Source organism: Streptococcus sp. SN-1 (assembly GCF_041154385.1).
In the GTDB taxonomy this organism is placed as follows: domain Bacteria; phylum Bacillota; class Bacilli; order Lactobacillales; family Streptococcaceae; genus Streptococcus; species Streptococcus mitis_CT.
Map to the genome: position 1 here is coordinate 1,811,583 of NZ_AP028929.1, position 23,741 is coordinate 1,835,323.

At 42.5% G+C, this 23,741-nt stretch carries 23 protein-coding genes; 4 read left to right on the top strand and 19 right to left on the bottom strand.

The window, feature by feature from the left end:
• Positions 1-145 precede the first annotated feature (145 nt).
• From ACAM22_RS08335 to ACAM22_RS08390, 12 genes are all read right to left on the bottom strand, one after another.
• Positions 146-1,603: an IS1182 family transposase gene (locus tag ACAM22_RS08335; protein ID WP_101786106.1), complete on the bottom strand. Its 1,458-nt coding sequence runs from the start codon at positions 1,601-1,603 to the stop codon at positions 146-148.
• Positions 1,604-1,686: 83 nt separating this feature from the next.
• Positions 1,687-2,481 (bottom strand): pyruvate formate-lyase-activating protein, encoded by a 795-nt coding sequence (gene pflA / locus ACAM22_RS08340; protein WP_004255837.1) that lies wholly within the window; start codon positions 2,479-2,481, stop codon positions 1,687-1,689.
• Positions 2,482-2,606: 125 nt separating this feature from the next.
• Positions 2,607-3,857, bottom strand: coding sequence for a diaminopimelate decarboxylase (locus ACAM22_RS08345; RefSeq protein ID WP_369606674.1), 1,251 nt, complete (start codon positions 3,855-3,857; stop codon positions 2,607-2,609).
• 66 nt (positions 3,858-3,923) lie between these two features.
• Positions 3,924-4,751, bottom strand: a complete 828-nt coding sequence (gene purR, locus ACAM22_RS08350) for a pur operon repressor (protein WP_023943469.1) — start codon at positions 4,749-4,751, stop codon at positions 3,924-3,926.
• Positions 4,752-5,017: 266 nt separating this feature from the next.
• A complete protein-coding gene (locus ACAM22_RS08355; RefSeq protein ID WP_000703213.1) occupies positions 5,018-5,959 on the bottom strand; it encodes a 3'-5' exoribonuclease YhaM family protein in 942 nt (313 codons plus the stop codon).
• Positions 5,949-7,205 carry a DNA recombination protein RmuC gene (gene rmuC / locus ACAM22_RS08360; protein ID WP_261052361.1) on the bottom strand — a complete coding sequence of 419 codons (1,257 nt, stop codon included), beginning with the start codon at positions 7,203-7,205 and terminating at the stop codon, positions 5,949-5,951. The genes ACAM22_RS08355 and rmuC overlap by 11 nt, the downstream gene beginning before the upstream one ends.
• A 1-nt stretch (position 7,206) precedes the next feature.
• On the bottom strand, positions 7,207-7,869 hold the full coding sequence (locus ACAM22_RS08365) for a thiamine diphosphokinase (RefSeq protein WP_369606675.1): 663 nt from the start codon (positions 7,867-7,869) through the stop codon (positions 7,207-7,209).
• A complete protein-coding gene (gene rpe, locus ACAM22_RS08370; protein ID WP_261140671.1) occupies positions 7,832-8,488 on the bottom strand; it encodes a ribulose-phosphate 3-epimerase in 657 nt (218 codons plus the stop codon). Before rpe ends, ACAM22_RS08365 begins: the two co-directional genes overlap by 38 nt.
• A 10-nt stretch (positions 8,489-8,498) precedes the next feature.
• On the bottom strand, positions 8,499-9,377 hold the full coding sequence (gene rsgA, locus ACAM22_RS08375) for a ribosome small subunit-dependent GTPase A (RefSeq protein WP_261140670.1): 879 nt from the start codon (positions 9,375-9,377) through the stop codon (positions 8,499-8,501).
• Position 9,378: 1 nt separating this feature from the next.
• Positions 9,379-10,251 carry a 16S rRNA (adenine(1518)-N(6)/adenine(1519)-N(6))-dimethyltransferase RsmA gene (gene rsmA / locus ACAM22_RS08380; protein WP_261063494.1) on the bottom strand — a complete coding sequence of 291 codons (873 nt, stop codon included), beginning with the start codon at positions 10,249-10,251 and terminating at the stop codon, positions 9,379-9,381.
• A 64-nt stretch (positions 10,252-10,315) separates the two neighbouring features.
• Positions 10,316-10,882 carry a ribonuclease M5 gene (gene rnmV, locus ACAM22_RS08385; protein WP_261052336.1) on the bottom strand — a complete coding sequence of 189 codons (567 nt, stop codon included), beginning with the start codon at positions 10,880-10,882 and terminating at the stop codon, positions 10,316-10,318.
• A complete protein-coding gene (locus tag ACAM22_RS08390; RefSeq protein WP_261052333.1) occupies positions 10,882-11,655 on the bottom strand; it encodes a TatD family hydrolase in 774 nt (257 codons plus the stop codon). Before ACAM22_RS08390 ends, rnmV begins: the two co-directional genes overlap by 1 nt.
• A gap of 156 nt (positions 11,656-11,811) precedes the next feature.
• Here ACAM22_RS08390 and ACAM22_RS08395 point away from each other — a divergent pair, with 156 nt between their 5' ends.
• Positions 11,812-13,656 (top strand): APC family permease, encoded by a 1,845-nt coding sequence (locus tag ACAM22_RS08395; protein WP_369606676.1) that lies wholly within the window; start codon positions 11,812-11,814, stop codon positions 13,654-13,656.
• Between the two features lie 288 nt (positions 13,657-13,944).
• Here the strand turns inward: ACAM22_RS08395 and ACAM22_RS08400 are convergent, their stop codons facing one another.
• The 4 genes from ACAM22_RS08400 to ACAM22_RS08415 all read right to left on the bottom strand — a co-directional run bounded on the left by ACAM22_RS08400 (position 13,945) and on the right by ACAM22_RS08415 (position 17,989).
• Positions 13,945-15,909 (bottom strand): peptide ABC transporter substrate-binding protein, encoded by a 1,965-nt coding sequence (locus ACAM22_RS08400; RefSeq protein WP_369606677.1) that lies wholly within the window; start codon positions 15,907-15,909, stop codon positions 13,945-13,947.
• 136 nt (positions 15,910-16,045) lie between these two features.
• The gene (rpmH, locus tag ACAM22_RS08405; RefSeq protein WP_000831905.1) at positions 16,046-16,180 is read right to left on the bottom strand and encodes a 50S ribosomal protein L34; all 135 of its coding nucleotides are present in this window, start codon (positions 16,178-16,180) and stop codon (positions 16,046-16,048) included.
• A gap of 144 nt (positions 16,181-16,324) precedes the next feature.
• Positions 16,325-17,539, bottom strand: coding sequence for a pyridoxal phosphate-dependent aminotransferase (locus ACAM22_RS08410; protein ID WP_000666455.1), 1,215 nt, complete (start codon positions 17,537-17,539; stop codon positions 16,325-16,327).
• A 156-nt stretch (positions 17,540-17,695) separates the two neighbouring features.
• Complete coding sequence (locus tag ACAM22_RS08415; RefSeq protein ID WP_369606678.1) at positions 17,696-17,989, bottom strand: hypothetical protein; 294 nt, start codon at positions 17,987-17,989, stop codon at positions 17,696-17,698.
• A 161-nt stretch (positions 17,990-18,150) separates the two neighbouring features.
• Here ACAM22_RS08415 and ACAM22_RS08420 point away from each other — a divergent pair, with 161 nt between their 5' ends.
• The gene (locus tag ACAM22_RS08420; RefSeq protein WP_000079148.1) at positions 18,151-18,603 is read left to right on the top strand and encodes a universal stress protein; all 453 of its coding nucleotides are present in this window, start codon (positions 18,151-18,153) and stop codon (positions 18,601-18,603) included.
• Positions 18,604-18,637: 34 nt separating this feature from the next.
• On the opposite strand, the gene ACAM22_RS08425 is transcribed toward ACAM22_RS08420, so the two are convergent.
• Positions 18,638-20,026, bottom strand: coding sequence for a Cof-type HAD-IIB family hydrolase (locus tag ACAM22_RS08425; protein ID WP_369606679.1), 1,389 nt, complete (start codon positions 20,024-20,026; stop codon positions 18,638-18,640).
• 65 nt (positions 20,027-20,091) lie between these two features.
• Here ACAM22_RS08425 and ACAM22_RS08430 point away from each other — a divergent pair, with 65 nt between their 5' ends.
• On the top strand, positions 20,092-21,054 hold the full coding sequence (locus ACAM22_RS08430; protein WP_261066322.1) for an asparaginase: 963 nt from the start codon (positions 20,092-20,094) through the stop codon (positions 21,052-21,054).
• Positions 21,055-21,257: 203 nt separating this feature from the next.
• On the opposite strand, the gene ccpA is transcribed toward ACAM22_RS08430, so the two are convergent.
• Positions 21,258-22,268 carry a catabolite control protein A gene (ccpA, locus tag ACAM22_RS08435; protein WP_001090627.1) on the bottom strand — a complete coding sequence of 337 codons (1,011 nt, stop codon included), beginning with the start codon at positions 22,266-22,268 and terminating at the stop codon, positions 21,258-21,260.
• Positions 22,269-22,505: 237 nt separating this feature from the next.
• On the opposite strand from ccpA, the gene ACAM22_RS08440 reads away from it, so the two are divergent.
• Positions 22,506-22,823, top strand: coding sequence for a DUF960 domain-containing protein (locus ACAM22_RS08440; RefSeq protein WP_000886035.1), 318 nt, complete (start codon positions 22,506-22,508; stop codon positions 22,821-22,823).
• Between the two features lie 44 nt (positions 22,824-22,867).
• Here ACAM22_RS08440 and folB read toward each other — a convergent pair whose 3' ends face one another.
• Entirely contained in the window at positions 22,868-23,680 is an 813-nt protein-coding gene (gene folB, locus ACAM22_RS08445; RefSeq protein WP_261052313.1) for a dihydroneopterin aldolase, read from the bottom strand.
• Between the last annotated feature and the right edge of the window lie 61 nt (positions 23,681-23,741).

Consider the following 23,741-nt stretch of genomic DNA (forward strand, 5'->3'; position numbering starts at 1 on the left):
ATAAAATTTTGTTTCATTTAATTATCTATATTTGTGTAAATTTAAAAGCCCGATGTTTCCATCGAGTCCACTGAAAAAATAGGTCTCTTACTTTTAATGAAATGAAAACCGAGGAATCTCTCGTTAATTTGAGCGAGTTCCTCGGTTATTTTGTATTTATTAAGGTCATAATTCGTTTCATATTGACCACGAAGATGGTTGTGGCTGCCTGTAACTCCATGCTGAAAAGACCCGATGCTCTCGCGACATCAAAGCCATGTCTCTGTTTTAGTTCGGCATTCTTTGCTTCGATTTTATAGCGATGTCTGGCCATTTCTTTAAAATAAGGTGTTTCCTGAAATTTCTTCTGGAAAAGATGGTCGTCACTCTTAATGGCTATTGAATAAGTTTTAGACTTTGCCCCCTCCTTATAACATCCTTCCTTGGAAAGGCAACTCTTGCACTTCTCAATGTCAAAGTAATGAGTGACAACTTGATTCTTATTTTGATATTTTTTCCCTGTCCTTGCTTTGCGAACAGCCATGTGTCCTTCTGGACAGACAAATAGCCCTGCATCTTTATTAAATTCAAACGCATCCTCTTCTTTACGGTAACCTTTTGAAACTGAAGGGTTCAGTTTTGACACCAAATGAATCTTTTCTTTGCGAGCTAGTTGAATATTGTCCTTTCCTGAATAAGCCGCATCACCAATAATAGTCTCGATGTCCAGACTATTTTCCTTTGTTTTGGCATATAACTCAGGTAAATATTTCCCATCGCTTTGTTCACCAGAAGTGACCACACAAGCAGTAATAATCCGTTCATCCGTCATAGCGATATGACTTTTATATCCATAGAAAGAGCTGTCGGCTGTCTTATGTCCAAGCCTAGCCTCCTCCTTAACAGAAGCTTCCAAGTGTTCTAAGTCGTCCTCGACAGCCTCTTTTAGGTAATTGAACTTTTGAGACACAGCCGGTAGGGCTAAGAGTTCCTCGTGTTTTTCAACCACAGCCATTAATTCCTCTGTATAGGTCAACTCTGCTTCGAGGTTATCTTCCTGAGGTTTCTTTGGAAATTCTATTTTGATATCTTCTGAATGTTGATAAATTGTTTTACGTAAAGCTTTTGAACGCTCTCTAAGGATTTCTTGGGGTTTCTTATGATTATAATGAGATTTGGTGTGAGTGGCATCCACAATGAGGATTTTACTCTTAATCAAGTTATGTTCGAGTGCAATTTGAACAGACTTCTGAATCAATACATCAAGCAGTTTATCATCTTTAATTCTTAGCTTTCTAAATTTTGTCAAAGAGGATGGCTCGATAACAGAATCCTCAGGAGCTAGACCAAGAAAAAATTTAAAGGCCATATCTGACAAGGAACGTCCTACCACATCTACATCTGATAACTTATAAATATCTTTTAACAAGAGATATTTGAACATCATAATCGGTGAATAAGCTTTACGCCCAAAATCGGGACGATAATTCTTTTCTAGTTCATCATAAATAAAGCTAAAATCACAGAGTTCAGTTAGCTGACGTAAAAAGTGGGTTTTAGGAACCACGATATCATACAAACTAGAATAAGGACTGACATCCATAGTTAACTGATTATCAAGCATTATTTCACCTCATCTCTAGTATAACAAAAAAGCCATCAATTTAATGACTTTTTCAGTAGGCTCGTTTCCATCAGGCTTCTTTTTTATCCATGTACACGTTTCATATAGTCTTGGTAACTTTCGGTATCCATGAGTTTTTTAGCGTTCTTGACGCGATCTGCTGTTGGTGGTTTAACCCCTTCGAGTGAATATGGAATTCCCAATTCACGCCATTTGAATTCTCCCATAGTGTGATAAGGTAGAATTTCAAACTTATCAACATTTTTAAGGGTCTTGACGAATTTACCAAGTTCAATCAAGTCATCATCTCTGTCTGTCAACCCTGGAACTAGCACGTGGCGAATCCAGACAGGTTTTCCAATATCTGATAAATACTGGGCACAGGCCAAGATATTTTTATTGGTTTGGCTAGTAACAATCTTGTGCTGTTCTTCGTTGATTTCTTTGATATCCAAGAGGACCAAGTCAGTGACAGCCATGAGTTTGTCAAACTTCTCAAGGTAACGTGGTTTATTACGGAAAGGAAGGGCACAGGTGTCCAAAGTACAGTGGATTCCTTGTTCCTTAGCCTTGGTGAAGAGAGCAATCAGGAAATCAATCTGCAAGAGGGCTTCTCCTCCACTGACTGTAATACCGCCCTTATTTCCCCAGAAACCGCGGTAGCGCAAGGCCTCTGTCAAGACATCATCTACCGTCCGTTCACGTGACTTATTGGACTCCATAGCCCAAGTATCCGGGTTATGGCAATACTGGCAACGCATGTGACAGCCCTGCAAAAAGACAATAAAGCGAATACCAGGGCCATCTACCGCCCCAAAACTTTCTGTCGAATGCACCATTCCTGTCACTTGTCCATAATCAATTGTTTCTTCAGACATATCGTTACCTTCCTTGAAAACGTTTTATAGTTTTATTATATCACGACTTGAAGGAAAAACAAGATTTTTGCCTATTTTTTAGAAAGCAATCTGTTTTTCAATTTCATTTTCAATTACTTATCATTTTATTCTTCAAAATCAAAGCCATATAAGGTTGCAAAATAGTCCTCAGGGCGCTCCGCACGGCGGATTTGACGGGCTTTACCTTCTTCGGTATAGAGGATTTCCGCAGAACGAAGTTTGGCGTTGTACTGGTATCCCATTGAAAATCCGTGGGCACCTGTATCATGAATTACCAGCAAATCACCGATTTCTGTATGAGGCAGTTCGCGATTCACTGCAAATTTATCATTGTTTTCACAGAGTGAACCAACCACATCTACTACTTCAGCTGGTCCTTCTGGATGAGTCATATTGGTAATATGGTGGTAGGCGCCGTACATGGCTGGACGCATGAGGTTGACTGCTGATGCATCCACACCTAGATAGGTACGGTAGGTTTCCTTCTTATGAGTGACTCTTGTGACTAGAGCCCCATGAGGTGCCAACATAAAACGACCCAATTCGGTGAAAATCTTGACCTGACCAAGACCTGCTGGCGTAAGGACCTCTTCATACACCTTACGAACTCCCTCACCAATCAAGGCAATATCATTTGGCTCCTGGTCTGGACGATAATTGACACCAATACCGCCAGAAAGATTGATAAAGTCTAGCGAAATGCCCAACTTTTCCTTGATTTCAACAGCCAATTCAAAGAGTTGACGGGCCAACTCTGGATAATAGAGATGAGTAACAGTATTAGATGCTAGGAAGGAGTGAATCCCAAAGGTCTTAGCTCCTTTTTGCTTCAAGATGGCAAAAGCTTCAAAGAGCTGGTCCTTGGTCATACCAAATTTGGCCTCTCCAGGATTGTCCATAATGTCTGTCCCTAGCTCAAAAACACCTCCAGGATTATAACGACAAGAGATGATTTCTGGAATGCCTGCTGCTCTCTCCAGATGCTCAATATCTTCAAAAGCATCCAAGTTAATGGTCGCACCCAATTCACGCGCATAGGCATATTCCTTGTCTGGCGTGTTGTTTGAAGAGAACATGATCTCAGAACCTGGAAAATCCAATTTATGGCTCATCAAAAGCTCCACATAACTAGAGCAATCCACACCACAACCTTCCTCTTGGAGAATTTTCAAAATAGCTGGTGTTGGAGTAGCCTTAACTGCAAAATATTCCTTAAAGCCCTTGTTCCACGAAAAGGCTTGGTTGACAGCTCTTGCCTTCTCACGAATCCCCTTCTCATCATACAAGTGAAAGGGAGTCGGGAACTCGGCAACAATCGCTTCTAAGTCTTCTTTATTGATAAATGGTGTTTTCATAAGCTTCCTTCTATTCTATTTGCAAAGAAAGGCTGGGACTATCGTTCCAACCTTTAGTTCTATCTCTTATTTATCTTCGTCAAAGATATTGCCAACCTCAACATCGATGGCTTGGTTCTTGACATCAATATTGGTTACCTTCAAGAGTGACTTGTAGTCAAACTGCTTTTCACGTTCTTCTTGGGCATTGTCCGCAAAGACCGCTACACCTGCCAATTCTGAATCAAACTCACGCAAGAGACTAATCATCCCGTTGACAGTTCCTCCGCCTTTCAAGAAGTCATCCACAATCAAGACACGGCTGCCTGCCTTGAGGCTGCGTTTTGAAAGGAACATTTTCTCAATACGGTCACCACTTGAACCTGATACATAGTTGACGCTGACAGTTGAACCTTCGGTAATTTTCAGGTCACGGCGCACAATAACAAAAGGAACATTGAGGACATTGGCAACTGCATTTGCAAGTGGCACACCCTTAGTCGCTACGGTCATAACTGCATCAATTTTTTGGTCCATAAAGCTCTTGGCAATAATGCGACCAATATTTTTCAAGATGGCTGGTGTGCTAAGCAAATCGGACAGGTAGATGTAACCACCTGGCAAGATACGATCACTTTCTGACAACTTGGCACGTAAGTCTTCAACCATTTCCTTAGCATCCTGACTCGAAATAGACGGTGTAAAGATAACACCTCCTCCAGCCCCAGTTACAGTCTGGATGTGACCAATTTCGATTTCCTCAAAGGCTCGTTTGATAATCACGATATCTTCTGAGATGGATGATTTAGCAGATTCATACTTTTCAGCAAAAGTATTGAGACTAGTTAGTTTATAAGGATTATTAATCAAATAGTTGGAAATGACAACCATCCGATCACTTCTTCTTAATTTCATTTCTATTTCCTATTCCATTTTTATTCAAAAAATCAAAAAGCAAACTAGAAAGCTGGTCGCTGGCGATTCAAAACACTGTTTTGAGATTGTCGATAGAACTGACAAAGTCTGTAATATACCTACATATATACATACGATAAGGCGATGCTACCCTAGTTTGAAGAGATTTTAGAAGAGTATTAATTTTTGTCTTTTACTTATTATACCATATTCACATAAAAAAACGAACATTCTTGTTCTAAAAAATGCTCATTTTTCTTAAATTATTAATCTAAATCTGGTTTATAGAAGGAACGATTGTCCATTGCAAAGATTTTATTGGTCATCTCTCCCTTATCCACCAAAGCCAGAGCTGTTGACATCATCATCATGCTAGCATCCAGATTGTCAATCATATGGATAATCTCTGCTTCCATAATGCGTGGACGGACTGGACTTCCATACTCAAGCAAGCCGTGGTGACTGAGGATGACGTGACGAAGTAAAACGACTTCTTCCTTGGTATCATCGATGCCGAGTTCCATCACTGTTTTAGTAATTTCGCTATCAATCAAAGCAATATGCCCAAGGAGATTGCCTCGCACTGTATACTCAGTCTGGTCTGGTCCCGTCAACTCAATGACTTTCGCCAAATCATGCAACATAATCCCCGCATAAAGCAGGCTCTTATTGAGCTGAGGATAGACCTCGCTAATAGCATCCGCCAAACGCACCATGGTTGCCGTATGATAAGCCAAGCCCGTTTCAAAGGCATGGTGGTTAGTCTTGGCAGCTGGATAGGAGTAAAATTCCTTATCATACTTGGTGTAGAGCTTTCGGACAATCCGTTGCCAAACAGGATTTTCAATTTTAAAAATCATTTGCGACATATAGTCACGGATTTCCTTGACATCAACTGGCGACTTGACCTTGAAATCAGCTGGATCATTGGGTTCACCAGGCTGAGGCAGGCGGAGAGTAATTTGATTGACTTGAGGAGTGTTGTTATAAACTTCTCGGCGTCCTTTCATGTGGACAACCTTACCTGCAGTATAGGCCTCAACGTTATGAGGTTGGGCATCCCAGAGCTTCCCTTCAATCTCGCCACTATCATCTTGGAAGGTAAAGGCTAGGTAGTTTTTCCCAGCTCGAGTTTGCCTCAGGTCAGCTGATTTGATTAGGTAAAAGCCTTCAAATAGCTCATCTTTTTTCATGTGACTAATCTTCATATTCTTCCTCATCTTCTTGGAAATGGAATAGATCAAGCGCAGGCTCACCTTCTGACAACTCAATGTGACGGAGCGTCCGCTCGATAGCTGTAGTGCGACGGTTTAATAATTCATCAATATTGCCAGAGGCATGTTGGAGGTGTTTTTGTGCCTTAACCAGAATGCCACCAAACTTGCCAAACTCGGTCTTGACACTGGCAAGAGTCTTGCTGATATGGTCGGCACTCTTTTGGATATTGAGAGTTTTGAAACCAACTGATAGAGAGTTAAGCAGGGCTGATAGGGTACTTGGACCTGCGACAATAATCTGCTCCTCCCGTCTCAAATCATCAAAGAAGACAGGATTGCGGACGATTTCTGAGTAGAGACCTTCTGTCGGAACAAACAAAACTCCAAAATTGGTCGTCCGAGGCGGTGCTATGTACTTACTCTTGATATCCTTGGCAAAGCGCTTGACGCTTGCTAAAAGCGATTTACGACAACGTTCAATCTCGTCCCTATCACCTGCTTCATAAGCTTCTTCTAGGCGGTAATAATCTGCCAGTGGAAACTTGGAGTCAATCGGTAGGTAGACATATTCTTGGTCGCCTTGGCCAGGTAACTTGATGGCATACTCCACTCGTTCACTGGAGTTTTCAACCGTTGCGTATTCTCGTTCATACTGGGCAGGTGTCATGATGTCTTCGATGATTTGCCCCAGTTGCAATTCTCCCAGAATCCCTCGCGTTTTAGTTCCAGAGAGAACCTTGTTGAGGGCGCCAACATCGCGGGCAACTGTCTGCATTTCTCCAAGGCCACGATTGACAGACTCCAGTTGTTTGGAAACTGTCTCAAAGGAGGCTTGTAAACGCGTCTGCAAGGTCTTTTCTAGTTTTTCCTCTACTGTCTGGCGCATTTGTTCCAAACGTTGCTCATTTGATTCCTGCAAGGCTTGGAGACGTTGGTCAGTCTTATCCCTAGTTTGGAGGAGATTCTCAGTCATTTCTTGACGAACTTGAGTTAAGCCTTGGTGCAATTCGATTCGAACTTCTTGCAAACGGTCGCTGACAGCTACTTCCAAGTCTTTTTGATCTAACTGGCTGGCTTGTCTGGCTTGTTCAAAGCGGTAATCCAACTGGTCTGACAAGTGATCTGCCTGATCCTCCAAGCTCTTGGCTAGATATTTTTCCTGCTTATCCTGCCTCTGCCAAATCAGAAAGAGTCCAGCTAGGTTGGCAATCAATAATAGAACAAGTAAACTTTCCATCCTACCTCCTGTCCTTACTATGTAGCACGACCACATAGCCATCTGGGCAAGTCACCGAAACTTCCCTATCTATATATTCGTTAGAAGCGTACACTTTTTTAAAGAAAAAATTTTCCTCTGTCAACTCATACTTGGCACCAAGAATAGTCAACTGGCTATCCCGAACTGGCATAAAGGCTAGATAGTCGTAGTCTGAACGGGGATGTAGCTGACTAGTCCCTTCTGGACAATAGGCAATCAAGTTTTGCCCATCCTCAATCGCTATCTGACGCATATAGGGCGCCAACTTGGGATTGCTAGGCAGAAAGACATTGGCCAGCATATGATCAATACGCCCCCCTAGGGCACCAAAAATAGTAACCTGAGCCTGAGAATTCTTCTCAAAAATGGTTAAGAGAGCCAATTCCAAATCGGTATCATCTTTTTCTGGTCGGGCTTGGACAAAATGCTGAGCACGTTTTTGAATCACCTGTCGCTCTTCTTCCGTCACAGAATCAAAATCTCCGACTGCTAGAGCAAGAGGCAGCTTTTCTTCCAAGACCCAGAGCGAGCCTCGATCAACACCGACAAAGCTATCAAAGTCCGTCCGGTAATGACCGCGGTCTCCGCCAGCAAAAACAGCAACCCTAGTCCAGTTGTTTTCTGAGAGTTTGTACTCGCTCATTGACATCTCCCTTAAAGACATAGGAACCTGCTACAAAAACAGTCGCACCAGCTTCTTTGGCTTGAGCAATCGTTTTATCATCAATCCCACCATCCACTTCGATTTCAAAGTTCAAACCTTTTTCATCACGAAGGGCAACCAACTCACGAACCTTATCCATGGTCTCTGGTAGAAAGGCTTGTCCACCAAAGCCTGGGTTAACCGTCATGACTAAGACTTGGTCAACTAGGTGAAGAACGTGCTTGACGGCTTCAACTGGTGTGCCAGGATTGATAACGACTGAAGGCTTAACACCGAGTGAACGAATTTTTTGGAGGGCACCATGAATATGATTCGTTGCTTCCACATGGATACTGATGATATCCGCACCTGCACGCGCAAAGTCTTCTAAATGATGCTCTGGATTAGCTACCATCAAGTGGCAGTCAAAGACCATCTTACTATGAGGTCGAAGAGCTTCGACCACACCTGCACCAAAACTGATTTGTGGTACAAAGTGACCATCCATGATATCGATATGGGCATATTCTGCCCCAGTTGCTTCTAGACGTTTGATTTCACGTTCAAAGTTGGCATAATCTGCTGCCAGAATTGACGGAGCAATCTTGTATTGAGACATAGGGTTCTCCTTATTTTGGAATTTTTTTGCTGACTTTTTTATAGGTTTCTCTGCGATTTTCAATCTCACTGAGGAATTGCAGGTAGTTGTCAAAACGGAAGGACGCAATGATACCTTCTTCTACTGCCGGCTTCACTGCACAGGACGGCTCATGGGTATGGGTACAAGTGCGGAATTTGCAGTTTCGGCTGACACTAGCAATCTCTGGGAAGGCCTGATTGAGGTCTTCCGCCGTTGACACTTCATAATCCAGTGATGAAAAACCTGGTGTGTCTGCGATTTTACCTCCATTGAGATTATAAAAACTAACCGCTCGAGTAGTGTGGCGCCCGCGACCCAGACTGTCTGAAATTTCTCCTGTTTCAAGATTGAGGTCTGGTGCGATTTTATTGAGAAGAGTTGATTTTCCAACACCTGTCTGCCCCATAAAGACTGTAACCTTGCCTGTTAACAAAGGCAGGAGTCCCTCTTTACTGGTCACAAAGTCGTAGCCGATATCACCATAAGTCTGTTCATAAAAATCCAGTTCTTCTCTATCTTCCAACAAATCCATTTTGGAAATATAGACGATGGGATGGATGCCCTTATGCTCCAAAAGAACCAAGAACCGATCCAGCAAATTGCTGTTAAAATCAGGTTCCTTGACGGACATGATTACTACAGCTTGATCAATATTAACAATAGGCGGACGGACTAGACTGTTTTTCCGTTCATGAATTTTGAGGATATAGCCTTCTGAATTTTCCTCGGCAGAAAAGTCGACTAAATCCCCAACGTAGGGAGTATGGCCTTTTTTACGGAAATTCCCACGCGCGCGTGTTTGATAAACCTGACCATCACTTTCTACATAGTAGAACCCCGCCAAGGCTTTAATGATTTGTCCCTGCATTTTAAAGTCCTTGCCCTTTAAGTGCATCTGCTAGGCTGGCAAATTCTGCCAAGCTGAGAGCTTCCCCACGTACACTTGGTGACAAACCTGCTTGATCCAAGGCCTTGGTCAGCTTGTCCTTGACTTCCTCAGTCTTGCCAAAGTAACCTGTCAAGTTATTCCACAAGGTCTTGCGGCGATGGGTAAAACTAGCCTTGGAAATCTTAAAGAAGAAGTTCTCATCTTCTACTGCTACGGCTGGTTCTGGACGACGCACCATTTTCAAAATAGCAGAGTCCACGTTTGGCGCTGGCACAAAGACCGTACGAGGCACGATGAAGGCAACCTTGGCAGTCATGTAGTACTGAACCGCAATCGACAAGCTACCATAAGCCTTGGTGTTAGGCTGGGCTGAAATGCGGTCCGCCACTTCTTTCTGCATCATAACGACAAACTCACTAAAAGGAATCCCACTCTCGATTAAGTGCATGAGAATAGGTGTCGTGATGTAGTAAGGCAAGTTGGCTACTACCTTAATTGGCAGGTCAGGATTTTTAAAATTCTGGATATGTTGCGCCAAGTCAACCTTGAGAATGTCCTCATTGACCACGGTCACATTATCAAAATCACGCAAGGTATCTGCCAAAATCGGCACCAAACGATGGTCAATTTCAAAGGCCATGACCTGAGCCGCACGCTCAGCCAGAAACTCCGTTAAGGCACCAATCCCTGGGCCAATTTCAATGACATTAACTTGGTCATCAATCTCAGCCGTATCCACGATTTTTTGTAGGATATTGGTATCCGTCAAGAAGTTTTGCCCGAAAGACTTTTTAAAGGTAAAACCGTGACGCTCCAGCACTGCCTTGGTCACGCTATAATCTGCAATTCTCATCTATTCTCTTTTCTATTATCTGTTACTACTATTGTAACACATTCCCCTTACATTTGGGGTCTGCTTAGCTGTTCTCATAAGATTTCATAGCTTCTTCCACTTCTGCCAAGGTAACCCCAAACAACTCTAGGCGTTTGAGGAGTTGCTTGCCGTTGGAATAGCCGATTCGGAGAGCCTCTCCTAGATATTCTCTGCGCTTACGGCTATCTGCCCCTGCTAGAAAACCAAGGCGAATCAAGTCGCTACGACTGATGTCAAACTGACTCTCATGTTCAAATTGTTCTGTCACCTGAGCTAGAGCCGTTTTCAGGTCTTCATAGTCAGCATGTTCGATTCCCAGAGAACGCCCCTTGGTTTTAGACTTAGGAACAGCTTCATCTCGTTTGAGGAAGGCATGCTGAACTGTTGGAATGGCCGTCATAATCATACGACGAATCCGCTCCCCATTAAAATCTGGGTCTGTAAAGACAATGACTCCATGAAGCTCATGTAGATGCTGAATACGTGCAATATCTTGCTCATTGATGGCAGAACCTCGTGTCTCATAGGTCTCTACATCGAAATAACGTTTGAGATTGGCCGTATCATCGCGACCTTCAACCACGATAACTTGGGAAATTTTCTCTTTCATTACTTGCTGTCCAATCCAAAAATTCGTTCTGCATTTGCAGTCGTTGCTGCCGCTAGCTCTTCTGTCGTCATACCACGCAAGTCGGCGATAAAGTCCACTACATAACGAGTATAGGCTGTTTTATTTTCACGACCTCGTTTAGGAACAGGAGCCAGGTAGGGAGCATCTGTTTCCACTAACATCTTGTCCAAAGGAAGTTCTCTAGCAGCCTCTTGTATATCAGTTGCCTTCTTGAAAGTCACCACTCCTGAGAAGGAAATGGTCATGCCAAGCTCCACAAACTTCTCAGCCCATTCAAGAGTTCCTGAGAATGAGTGCATGATACCACCTCGAGGACCAACGCCCTCACTCTTGATAATTTCATAAGTATCTTCTAGCGCATCACGGGTATGGACAACAAAAGGCAAATCCAAGTCCTTAGATAGCTGAATCTGACGGCGAAAAACCTGCTCCTGCACCTCTTTTGGCGCTGTCATCCAATGGTAGTCCAAACCAATCTCACCCAAGGCAACTACCTTGGGATGCTTGAGCTTGTCAAGCAAGTAGGCTTCAATCTCCTCTGTATAAGTACCAGCTTCTGTCGGATGCCAACCAATAGTTACGTAGAGTTGGTCGTACTTATCCACCAACTCCAAAGCACACTCAATCGTCGGCTGATCAAAACCAACAATATTCATCTGTGTCACACCCATCTCAGTAGCTAAGGCGATTTCTTCTGCCTCACGACCTGCAAATTCTTCTACATTCAAGTGTGTATGTGTATCAAAAATCATCTCTTCTAACCTCGTTTTCTATCTTCTATTATACCAAAAAACTGCCCTCTCTCCTCATCTGTACAAAATATTCTAAAATCCATCGTCGTCTCTTGACGCTATTTTCCCAAAGCAGTATAATAGCACTTATTGAAATTTTCAGAAAAGGAAAATACCATGTTTACAAAATTAAAACAGACTTTTATCGGTCGTCCTCTTAAGTCCTTAACAGAAGGCGAGGGAGGTCTGCTGGGAAAAATGCAGGCCTTGGCCATGTTGTCAAGCGACGCTCTATCTTCCATTGCCTATGGGCCTGAGCAAGTAGTCCTCGTCTTGACTAGTCTCTCTCCTCTTGCGATATGGTGGAGCCTTCCTATCGGCCTCTTTGTCCTCCTGCTCCTAGCTAGCCTGACCGTCTCCTACCGTCAAATCATCCATGCCTACCCTCAAGGGGGAGGGGCCTATATGGTTACTCGAGAAAATCTATCTCCAGAACTTGGCTTGATTGCTGGAGGTAGTCTTCTGGTTGACTATATGCTGACCGTAGCGGTATCTGTTTCATCTGGAGCGGACGCTATCACAGCAGCTCTTCCTGCTCTCCACCCATACAACCTCCACATCTCTATTTTTCTGGTTTGCTTGCTCATGCTCTTGAACTTACGGGGCTTAAAAGAATCTGCCAGTTCACTGATGATTCCTGTCTATCTCTTTATCATCAGTACTGTCTTTCTCTTGCTCTATGGAATCTTTCAACTAGTGACAGGTTCTCTCAGCTATCAGGCAACTTCACCTATTGGGCATGCTATTCCGAACCTATCTATCGTTCTCATTCTAAGAGCTTTTACCAGCGGATCTGCCTCTCTGACAGGGGTCGAAGCTATTTCAAATGCCGTTCCCTTTTTCAAGGCTCCAAAAGAAAAGAATGCCGCTCAAACCTTGACCATCATGTCACTGATTTTAGGTTTTCTTTTTGCTGGTATCACCCTTCTAAACTACTGGATGGGGATTCTGCCTCAACACGGAGAAACTATTCTTTCACAGATGGCTCAAGGCATCCTTGGTAATTCCTTCATAGGCCACCTTGGGTATTATCTCTTCCAATTCTCCACAGCCTTGATTTTAGCCGTAGCTGCAAATACTGGCTTTTCAGCCTTTCCTATGCTGGCTTACAATATGGCTAAAAACAAATACATGCCCCATCTCTTTATGGAAAAAGGAGACCGCCTAGGCTACTCTAATGGAATTTTAACTCTGGCATTTGGGGCTATGATTCTTCTTCTCATTTTTAATGGCAATACCGAACGTTTGATTCCCCTTTATACTATCGGGGTCTTCGTGCCCTTTGCCCTTTCTCAGACTGGGATGATTCGTCATTGGAAAAAAGAAAAAGGGGCAAATTTCTTAAAACCTGCCCTTGCCAATATCCTTGGAGCCATCATTTGCTACGCTATCGTGCTGATCCTGCTCTTTTTCCGTCTCAGTGATATCTGGCCTTTCTTCCCCATTATTCTCGTACTCACCCTACTCTTCTTGGCGATTCACAGTCATTACCAAAAAGTAGCCCAACAACTGCGACTCTATGAAGGAATCCAAAAACGTACCTACGATGGCAATCTTGTCCTCGTCCTAGTAGGAAATGTCACCCGAGTTAGCATCGGAGCCATTAACTACGCTCAAAGTATAGGTGATGAAGTCTTAGCCATGCACATTTCTACTAAGGAAACAGCAGAGAAAGACCAAGAAATTCTCCAAGAATTTGCCGATTACTTCCCAACCATTACTCTGAAAAATATCAAGACCAGCTATCGCGACATCATCACCCCTACTGTCAAGTATGTCAAACGGATTTCCGAGGAAGCTCAGAAGAAGAACTATACAGTCACTGTTCTCGTCCCCCAGTTTATCCCTAATAAACCTTGGCAAAATATCCTGCACAATCAGATGAGTCTCAAACTCAAATATGCCCTTCGTTGGCACCAAGACGTCGTTGTCGCTAGCTACTCTTATCACTTAAAAGAATAAAGAAAAGGCCCTACCAGAACCGAGAAGCGTCTGGTGAGGCCTTTTTTCTGAATCCAGTCACTATGCCTGTACTCAATGAAAATCAAAGAGCAAACTAGGAAGCTAGCCGCATGCTGCTCAAAGCACTGCTTTGAGGTCGTAGATGAAACTGACGAAGTCAGCTCAAAACACTGTTTTGAGGTTGCAGATAGAACTGACGAAGTCAGTAACATACCTACGGTAAGGCAACGCTGACGTGGTTTGAAGAGATTTTCGAAGAGTATTAACCGAAAAGCATGACTAGGAATATCATTGAATGTGGTTAACTAAATCTTCCTGAGCTTTTTTATTTGACTCAGCTTTTTCTTTTAGCCATTTTTCGTAGAGTTCTTGGTACTGTTTAGCAGTTACTGGCTCTTTTTGCAATTCAACATATTTGTAGTTGTCCGCATTTCCCTTATGACCAACGAATGAGAATGGTCCTGTAAACGGTACAGTCTTACGGAAGATTGGATTAGCTCCACCACTTTGAACCGGTAGGAACAAGGCGCTATCTGTCAACCAAGCTTGGGCTTCAGCATATTTTTCATAGCGGGCTTGAGTATCTTTAATTTCTGCGTCTGCCTGATCCAAGAGTTTCTTGTAGTCAGCAAGACCAATCTTGTCCTTAACTTCCTTGTCTTTTCCTTCAGACAAGCCCATGTTTTTCAACTGAGAACCTGTCTCTGGATCAAGGATCGCTAGGTAAGTCTTAGGATCTGAGTAATCTCCACCCCATCCTGAGATGTCGATATCGTAGTCTTTTTGTTCTGCTGTATCTGCAAAGTAGGTTGCCTGATCTTTTTCATCTGGAGAAAGTTGGATAACATCAATGACTACATTATCCTTACCAAGAGTTTCTTCCACTGTTTGTTTGAACGATCCAGCCTGTTGCACATCCAACTTAGCAGTCTGGTCAACTGGCATATCCAAATGAATTGGGAAAGTTACTCCCTGTGCTTGCAGACTTTCTTTGGCCTTGGCAAACTTCTCTTTGGCCTTTTCAGGATTCAAGAAGGCTTGCTTACCATCGTTTAGGTTGATATTTACCCAATCTTTACCGTAGTTGACAATTTTTTCATTGACAATATCACCAAAGTTCTTATCCCCAACTTGGACAAAGTTACTTGGTGTAACTGTGTTACGCAAGATACGGTCTGCTCCATCTTCACCATTTGTCTGTGCTGCATAAGCATGACGGTCAAAGGCAAAGTTGATAGCCTGACGGAAATCTTTATTCTGCATAGCTGCGCGTGAATCTGTCTTTTCCTTATCAGACTGTTTCATCGTCTGCTTGTAGCTTTGACGATTAACGTTGAAAAGATAATAGAAAGTCACTGAGTTTTGTGGTGTGTAGGTAATCTTGTCCTCATTGCCCTTCTTGAGTTCAGCAAATACTGAACTTGTTGGGAAGATACGGCCATCAGTATAGTTACCATCCAAGAAACCTCTAGCAATGCTGTCTTGGTCAGAACCGTCAAAGAAAGAGAGTTTCACTTTCTCGATTTTAACATTATCCTTATCCCAGTAATTAGGGTTTTTGTCAAGTTCAATCAAAGATTTGGATGTGAAGGATTTAAACAAGTAAGGACCATTTGACAAGATACTTGATGGTGTCACACTTCCAAAGTCATCTCCCTGAGACTTCAAGAAGGCTTCATTTACAGGACTAAGGATACTTGCTGTTGTTTTAGAGTTCCAATAAGTTTCAGGTTGGTTGAGAGTGTATTGTAGAGTGTAATCATCCACTGCCTTAACACCAACAGTACCAAAATCAGATGATTTCCCTTCAACATAATCTGCTAGACCCTTGATAGAGTCTTGTACCAAGTACAAGTTTTCAGCCTTTTTATCAGCCGCATACTTAAGACCTGTCACAAAGTCATGAGCGGTTACATCTGCATACTCTTCTCCTTCAGAAGTGTACCATTTAGCCCCCTGACGGATTTTATAAGTGTAGGTCAATCCATCTTTTGACACCGTCCATGACTCAGCCATAGAGGGAATGAGATTGCCATACTGGTCGTTTTCCAACAAACCATCAATCAAGTTGGTTGTGATACTAGATGTAGAGTCTCGTGTAGAGGTAATATAATCCAAGGTATCTGGGTTATTGACAAAGATATAAGAGTAAGTCTTGTCTGCATTACTTGATTGAGATGATCCACACGCTGCTAAAGCTAGACCTGCTGTCAAAGCCATAGCTCCAAACAGCATCACTTTTGATTTCTTCATGATTATTCTCCATTTTTACAGTATGTGAAATATTATACACTATTCGAGCAAAAATATAAAGCTTTTTGTACTTTTTTACAAAAATAAAAATCAGTAGACTCGAGTTCCTACTGATTTTTGATAGAATTCGTTTGGATTATGCAGCCAAAACTTTGCGTCCTTTACGACGACGAGCTGCCAATACGCGACGACCGTTTTTAGTTGACATACGGTTACGGAATCCGTGTTTGCGCGCACGACGAAGTTTACTTGGTTGATAAGTACGTTTCACGATGAATACCTCCTCATAGATTTTGTATTCGTTTAGCCGGCTATAAAGTGATCAGTTACTAAACATACTTTACTATTCTATCTGATTCTTTTACTTTTGTCAATAGCTCAAGGCAAATGTTTCCAGCTTTTTCGAATGTAAGCCCTATCTACGATACTGTTTCAAGAAACGAGTCATCTTTTCTTGGATTTGGGCTAGTTCATCAACACGAGGAAGGTAAACAATACGGAAGTGGTCTGGTTCCTGCCAGTTAAAGCCTCGACCATGAACCAAGAGAACCTTTTCCTGCTTCAAGAAATCAAGGACAAACTGCTCATCATCATCGATACGGTACATATTGCGATCGATTTTAGGGAAGATATAGAGTCCAGCCTTGGGTTTAACCGCAGACAAACCTGGAATATCTTGAATGGCATTGTAAATGAAATTTCTTTGCTCATAAATTCGTCCACCAGGAAGGAGCAATTCATCGACCGACTGGTGACCACCCAAGGAAGTTTGTACGACTTGTTGGGCCAAAACGTTAGAGCAAAGGCGCATATTGGATAGCATATTGAGCCCTTCGATATAGCCCTTGACATGAGTCTTAGGTCCAGACAAGACCATCCAACCCACACGGAAACCAGCGATACGATGGGATTTTGACAGACCATTCATGCTGACACAGAAGACATCTGGTGCCAAGCTAGCCACAGGCGTATGCACATGTCCATCCATGACCATGCGGTCGTAGATTTCATCCGCAAAGATAATCAAATCGTTTTGACGGGCAATCTCAATAATCTCCAACAAGAGTTCCTTAGGATAAAGGGCTCCAGTTGGATTATTTGGATTGATAAGGACGATTGCCTTGGTATTGGAAGTAATTTTTGACTTGATATCGTCAATATCTGGGTACCATTCTGCAGCTTCATCACAGATATAGTGAACGGCATTTCCCCCAGCTAGGCTGACAGCGGCTGTCCAGAGAGGATAGTCTGGCATTGGCACCAAGACCTCATCCCCATTGTCCAAAAGCCCCTGCATAGACATGACAATCAACTCACTAACACCATTTCCAAGGTAAATATCATCAATATCTACGTTTGGGAATTTCTTCAATTGGCAATACTGCATGATGGCCTTACGGGCTGAGAAAATCCCTTTGGAGTCAGAATAACCTTCACTATCACGCGCATTCATAATCAAGTCATGAATGACCTCGTCTGGCGCTGTAAAGCCAAATTCTGCTGGATTTCCTGTATTCAGACGTAAAATCTTTTCTCCGTTTGCTCGCATTCGCATGGCTTCTTCCAAAACAGGACCACGGATATCATAAGCAACATGCTCTAACTTACTAGACTTGTTATATTCTTTCATCTTGTTTCCTCAATTCATCAGGATAGTAACATTATACCACTAGAAAGAAAATGCGACAAGTTTACTGAATTGTGTTACTAAGTTCGTATAGAAGAAAAACCTCGCTAAAAGCGAGGTCAAGACAGGGGAGATAGCAGGTATTTTGCCAAAGAAAGATCACATACCAAAAGATAAAACTAGAAAAAGCAAGCCTAAAAAGGAGTCATAAAGAAGATTGAACATGAGGAAAAGTCCCCATATCATCAAGTAATCCCAACGCCCACTTCGTTTTGCAACTAGGAATAAGATTAGATGGTAGAGTACATGAAAGACTAAAAAACCAATAAAACCTGGATAAAGAAACGGTACCAGACTCTCTAATTGCCAGATCATGATAACTTCTACCAAGACTGAAACTAGGATGATTCCATAATAAAGGAAATTTGATTTTTGAAAAGAGTTTTTCATCATTCTCCCTCCCTTCACTTCTTTCCTGCTATCCTTTCTTTTATTTTATCATATATTTATATAGATTTTAAGCGCTAACATTCTTTTGAAAAATACTTTTTTTGCTTTACTTCTATAGTGAAAAGGTTTACAATAATAGTAAGAAAATTTCAGGAGGTTTCATTATGGCACAACGTTACCAAAATATCATGGTCGCAATCGATGGTTCTAAAGAAGCGGACTTGGCTTTTGTCAAAGGAGTTCATTCTGCTCTACGAAACGACGCTAAACTCACCATCGCACATGTCATTGACACACGCGCTCTCCAAAGCGTATCCACCTTTGATGCTGAAGTTTACGAAGAACTCCAAGTCGACGCTGAAAGTCTGATGAAAGAGTACGAAAAACGTGCTAAAGATGCTGGGGTGGCAGATGTTCATATTGTCATTGAAATGGGAAATCCAAAGACCCTACTAGCACGTACTATTCCCGATGCTGAGGAAGTGGACCTCATCCTCGTTGGCGCAACTGGTCTCAACGCCTTTGAACGCCTCTTGGTTGGCTCTTCATCTGAATACATTCTCCGCCATGCTAAGGTCGATTTGCTGGTTGTGAGAGAACAAGAAAAAACCTTATAATTACAACGAAAAGGAGCCCAGAGCTCCTTTTTCTTTACTGTTTATTTCTCTCTTTATGGCGTTCATAAGCCTTGAGCTGGCGCTGCAGTTCCTTTTTAATCGCGGGTTCTGGAGCATATTTTTCTTCCCAATCATCTGGTTTTAAGATTTTGTGGGTCACTGGATCAAAATGAGCCTTGCCATCTGGGAAAATTTTCCCCATATTAGCCTGATGGACAATATCAAAAATACGTTCTGGGTCCACCCCCATCAAGACAAAACTACCATAGGTAAAGTAAAGCGTATCAATCAAGGCATCTACCTGACCTATCAAATCTTGCTGAGCAGGCGTCTTCTTGGCTACTTTATCTGCTGCCTTATCAAGAGCTTGATGAAGTTGCGATAGAGCTTGACCAAAGTCCTCTTCAGAAGGACTGGCAGCTCGAACAAACTCCACCAATTCTTCTATTTTAAAACCAGCCCTGTGGGTTGCACCTTCTAAATTCCAAGCTCGAGGTTCTTCTTGAGTTCGTTCATCCATCATGTGGTGGAAGGTCTTGACCTTATTGAAATGGTAGTCACGGCTGACAAAGACTTTTTCTGAAGCCAAAACACCAAAATGTTCTAATGCCTTGTGAATTCCGTCTTGCTGATTGCTGGTAGTGATATGCTTGGCAACTTCTTTGACACTGCTACTACCATTTCCCATAGCGACCGACATACCGACACCTGCAAGCATTTCTAGGTCGTTATCTGAGTCACCGAAGGCCATCACTTGGTTGAGGTCAAAGCCATATTCTTTCCCAACTCGGCGAATACCTTCCAATTTAGAATTCCCTTGATTAATGACATCCGCTGCAAATGGATTGCTACGTGTCAATTTCAAGTCTTCAAAATCAGCTGCTGCCTTCTCAGATTCTTCCGGTGTCATCAGCATCAAAACTTGGTAGATAGGCTGATTCATCAGATGAAGCAGGTCTTCTTCCTTTTGGGGCACAACCTTGCTAACCATACGATTAAAGGAATGACTCACCGTCCGAGTTAAAACAGAAGGAACGAAGCGACTGATTCGTTGGGAAAAAGACCCCAGACCAAAGGACATGATTTTAGAACCCAGCATGGCATCCTTGGTCCCTAGGGCAATCTCCTTGCCCTCTTTTTTAGCATACGCAATGAGCTGGCGCAAATGTAACTTGGAAATTGGGCTCGTGAACAAGACTCTTTCTTTATTAAAGATATACTGGCCATTGTAGGTTACCGCAAAATCCAGATCCAAATCGTCCATCAATTCCTTAACAAAAAAAGGTCCTCGCCCTGTCGCTACACCAACTAGCACCCCTTGTTCTTTGACAATTTTAATCGCGTCCTTAGTGGATTTCAAAACACTCTTGCGATCGTTGACCAAGGTTCCATCGATATCAAAAAAAACAGCTTTGACTTCCATCCTATCCCAATCTCCCCTTTTGTGATACAATGATTATACCACATTTCAGAAAGAGTGAGTAAATCATGCCTAAGAAAATCCTTGTTTTACATACGGGTGGAACTATTTCCATGCAGGCCGATGCTTCTGGCGCTGTTGTGACGAGTTCAGATAATCCCATGAACCATGTGTCCAACCCACTTGAAGGAATCCAAGTCCACACCTTGGACTTTTTTAACCTGCCAAGCCCCCATATTAAACCCAAGCATATGCTGGCCCTCTACCAAAAAATCAAAGAAGAAGCGGCTAACTACGATGGAGTGGTAATCACACACGGGACCGATACTCTAGAGGAAACAGCCTATTTCCTTGATACCATGGAAGTTCCCCATATGCCTATCGTTCTAACAGGGGCCATGCGCAGCTCCAACGAACTCGGCAGTGACGGTGTTTATAATTATCTGAGTGCTTTGCGGGTAGCTAGCGATAACAGGGCTGCTGACAAAGGAGTTTTGGTTGTTATGAACGATGAAATCCACGCTGCCAAGTATGTTACCAAAACACATACGACCAACGTCAGCACCTTCCAGACTCCAACGCACGGGCCACTTGGTCTGATCATGAAACAGGAAATCCTCTACTTCAAAACAGCTGAACCCCGTGTCCGCTTTGACCTTGATCACATACAAGGATTAGTCCCTATCATCTCTGCTTATGCTGGTATGACAGATGAGCTGATTGATATGCTGGATTTGGAACAATTGGACGGTTTGATTATCCAAGCCTTCGGAGCTGGTAATATTCCCAAAGAAACGTCTCAAAAGTTAGAAAGCCTTCTGCAAAAAGGAATCCCAGTCGCCCTGGTTTCGCGATGCTTTAACGGTATCGCTGAGCCTGTCTATGCCTACCAAGGTGGAGGCGTGCAGTTGCAAAAATCTGGTGTCTTCTTTGTTAAAGAACTCAACGCCCAAAAAGCCCGCTTGAAACTCCTCATTGCCCTCAATGCCGGACTAACAGGACAGGCTTTGAAAGACTATATGGAAGGGTAAGTCTCTTAGAAAATCTCTTCAAACCGCGTCAACGTCGCCTTACCGTATGTATGGTTACTGACTTCGTCAGTTCTATCTACAACCTTAAAGCTGTACTTTGAGCAATCTGCTGCTAGCTTCCTAATTTGCACTTTGATTTTCATTGAGTATAATTCTCTCCTCTAAAAACAAATCAGGAAATCTTCACGATTCCCTGATTTTTTCTATTTACGTTTTCGTGTTGAGCGACGTTCTGTCAAACCATGAGGTAAGAGAACTTCACGTTCTTCCAACTCTTCCTTGTGCATAATCTTAGTCAACATACGCATACTAATAGCACCAAGGTCATAAAGAGGTTGGGCAATAGTTGTCAAGTTTGGACGGGTAAAGCGTGAGATTTGTGAATCATCACTAGTAATGATTTCAAACTCTTCTGGCACAGACACACCCTTATCAGCAAGGCCGTTCAAGACACCTGCTGCCAATTCATCACCTGTTACAACTGCTGCAGTTGCATTTGATGAAATCAAGCGTTCTGCCAAGGCATAACCGTCTTCATAAGTGTACTTAGATTCAAATACCAATCCTTCGCTATAAGAAATACCTGCTTTTTTCAAGGCTTCCTTGTAGCCAACCAAACGAACCTTACCATTGATGTCATCCACTAGTGGACCGCTAACAAAAGCGATGCGCTCATTTTCTTTAGCAAGGTAGGTTACTGCATCAATCGTTGCTTGTTTGTAGTCAATATTGACACTTGGAAGCTGATGTTCTACATCCACAGTTCCTGCAAGAACAACTGGTGTCCGAGAACGAGAAAACTCTGAACGAATTTTTTCAGTCAAGTGGTACCCCATAAAGATGATACCATCCACTTGCTTAGAAAACAGGGTATTGACAACTGAAACTTCCTTGTCATCATCCTCATCACTATTAGCAAGGACAATATTATACTTGTACATTTCAGCGATATCGTCAATCCCTTTAGCAAGCGTTGAGAAATAGCCATTGGTAATATTTGGGATCACCACACCGACAGTGGTTGTCTTTTTACTTGCAAGACCACGCGCCACAGCATTTGGACGGTAATCTAAACGATCAATCACCTCAAGCACTTTTTTACGGGTGTTCTCTTTTACATTCTTATTGCCATTGACTACACGGCTAACCGTCGCCATTGAAACTCCTGCTTCACGGGCGACATCATAAATCGTTACTGTATCGTCTGTATTCATTCCATTTCCTTTCTATATCATACCTCACGAGACTCCAAAAAAGAGACGGTATGAAAATTTCGTTTTCATGATTCTACTTATTCCATTTTATCACTATTTGTAAACACTTTCAAGTATTTTTTGAAGATTGTTTGAAAAAAATTTCATAGAAAGCTATGTTTATGAAGAAAAAATCACCTTTTCTTGATTTTTAATCCTATTTGCTGTATGATAAGGGAAAAGAAAGGGGGAAGAAATATGGCTTTTACCAATACCCACATGCGGTCAGCTAGTTTTGGCATTGTTACCAGCTTGCCTGATGACGTTATTGACTCTTTTTGGTATATCATCGACCACTTCTTAAAAAATGTCTTTGAATTGGAGGAGGAACTCGAGTTTCAATTGCTTAATAACCAAGGAAAAATTACCTTCCACTTCTCAAGTCAACACCTCCCTACAGCCATTGATTTTGACTTCAACCACCCTTTCGACCCTCTTTATCCCCCCAGAGTCCTAGTTTTAGACATGGACGGTAGAGAGACTATCCTCCTCCCAGAAGAAAATGACCTATTTTAAAAACTCTAGCCTTCAGTTATAAACTACTGAAAACTAGAGTTTTTTTATTTTTTCAAAGCATTATACAAGTTACGGACAGGTTGCTTTAATGTAGGATGGATAAAATGAGGCGCAATTTCCTGTAAGGATTCAAGGACAAAAAGGCGTTCCGCTAGGTAAGGATGAGGCAAGATAAGATCATCTGTATAAAGGATCTGATCCTCCACAAAGAGCAAGTCCAAATCAATCAAACGAGGCCCCCAATGTACTTCTCTCACCCGTCCCATCTCTGACTCAATGGCTAACAAGGTCTCTAATATCACTGGAGCCGGCAACCAGGTTTCAACCTCAACCACTTGATTAGCAAAGCTATCCTGCTCCACACCACCCCAAGGCTCCGTCGTCAAGAAACTGGACTCTTTGAGAATATGGATGCCACGATTTCGCATTTTCTCAATGGCTTGTTTCAAGTTTTCTCGCTTATCCCCCATATTGCTTCCTAGGGCGATAAAGGCCCGTTGCTTACGGCGATGGATGGTTACTGAGCAAGTATCTAGTGGCAAATGCACTGGCGCCCAAGGTTTTTTCAGTTCCAGCTTGATTTCTTGGACAAGAGAATAGGTCTCAAAAGTACGTTCTACCAATTTGTAAGCTACCGTTTCAATCAAGTCCTCAGTGGTTTCCTGAAACCAAGTCGTCCACTGCTGACACAGTTCTCCGTAATGGACAGAGGCTGTTAAATCCAAGTCTGTAGCCGCCTTGGTCATATCATAGGATAGGATTGCGGAAATAACAAACTTCTGCCCCAATTCTTTCTCACTAGGGAACATACCATGATAGGCAAAAATTTCCAAATCCTTAATCTGCAGTTGATCCATAACTAGTCCTTTCTAGAAAAATCCGCCCAAAGCGGATTCTTTTTATACTCAATGAAAATCA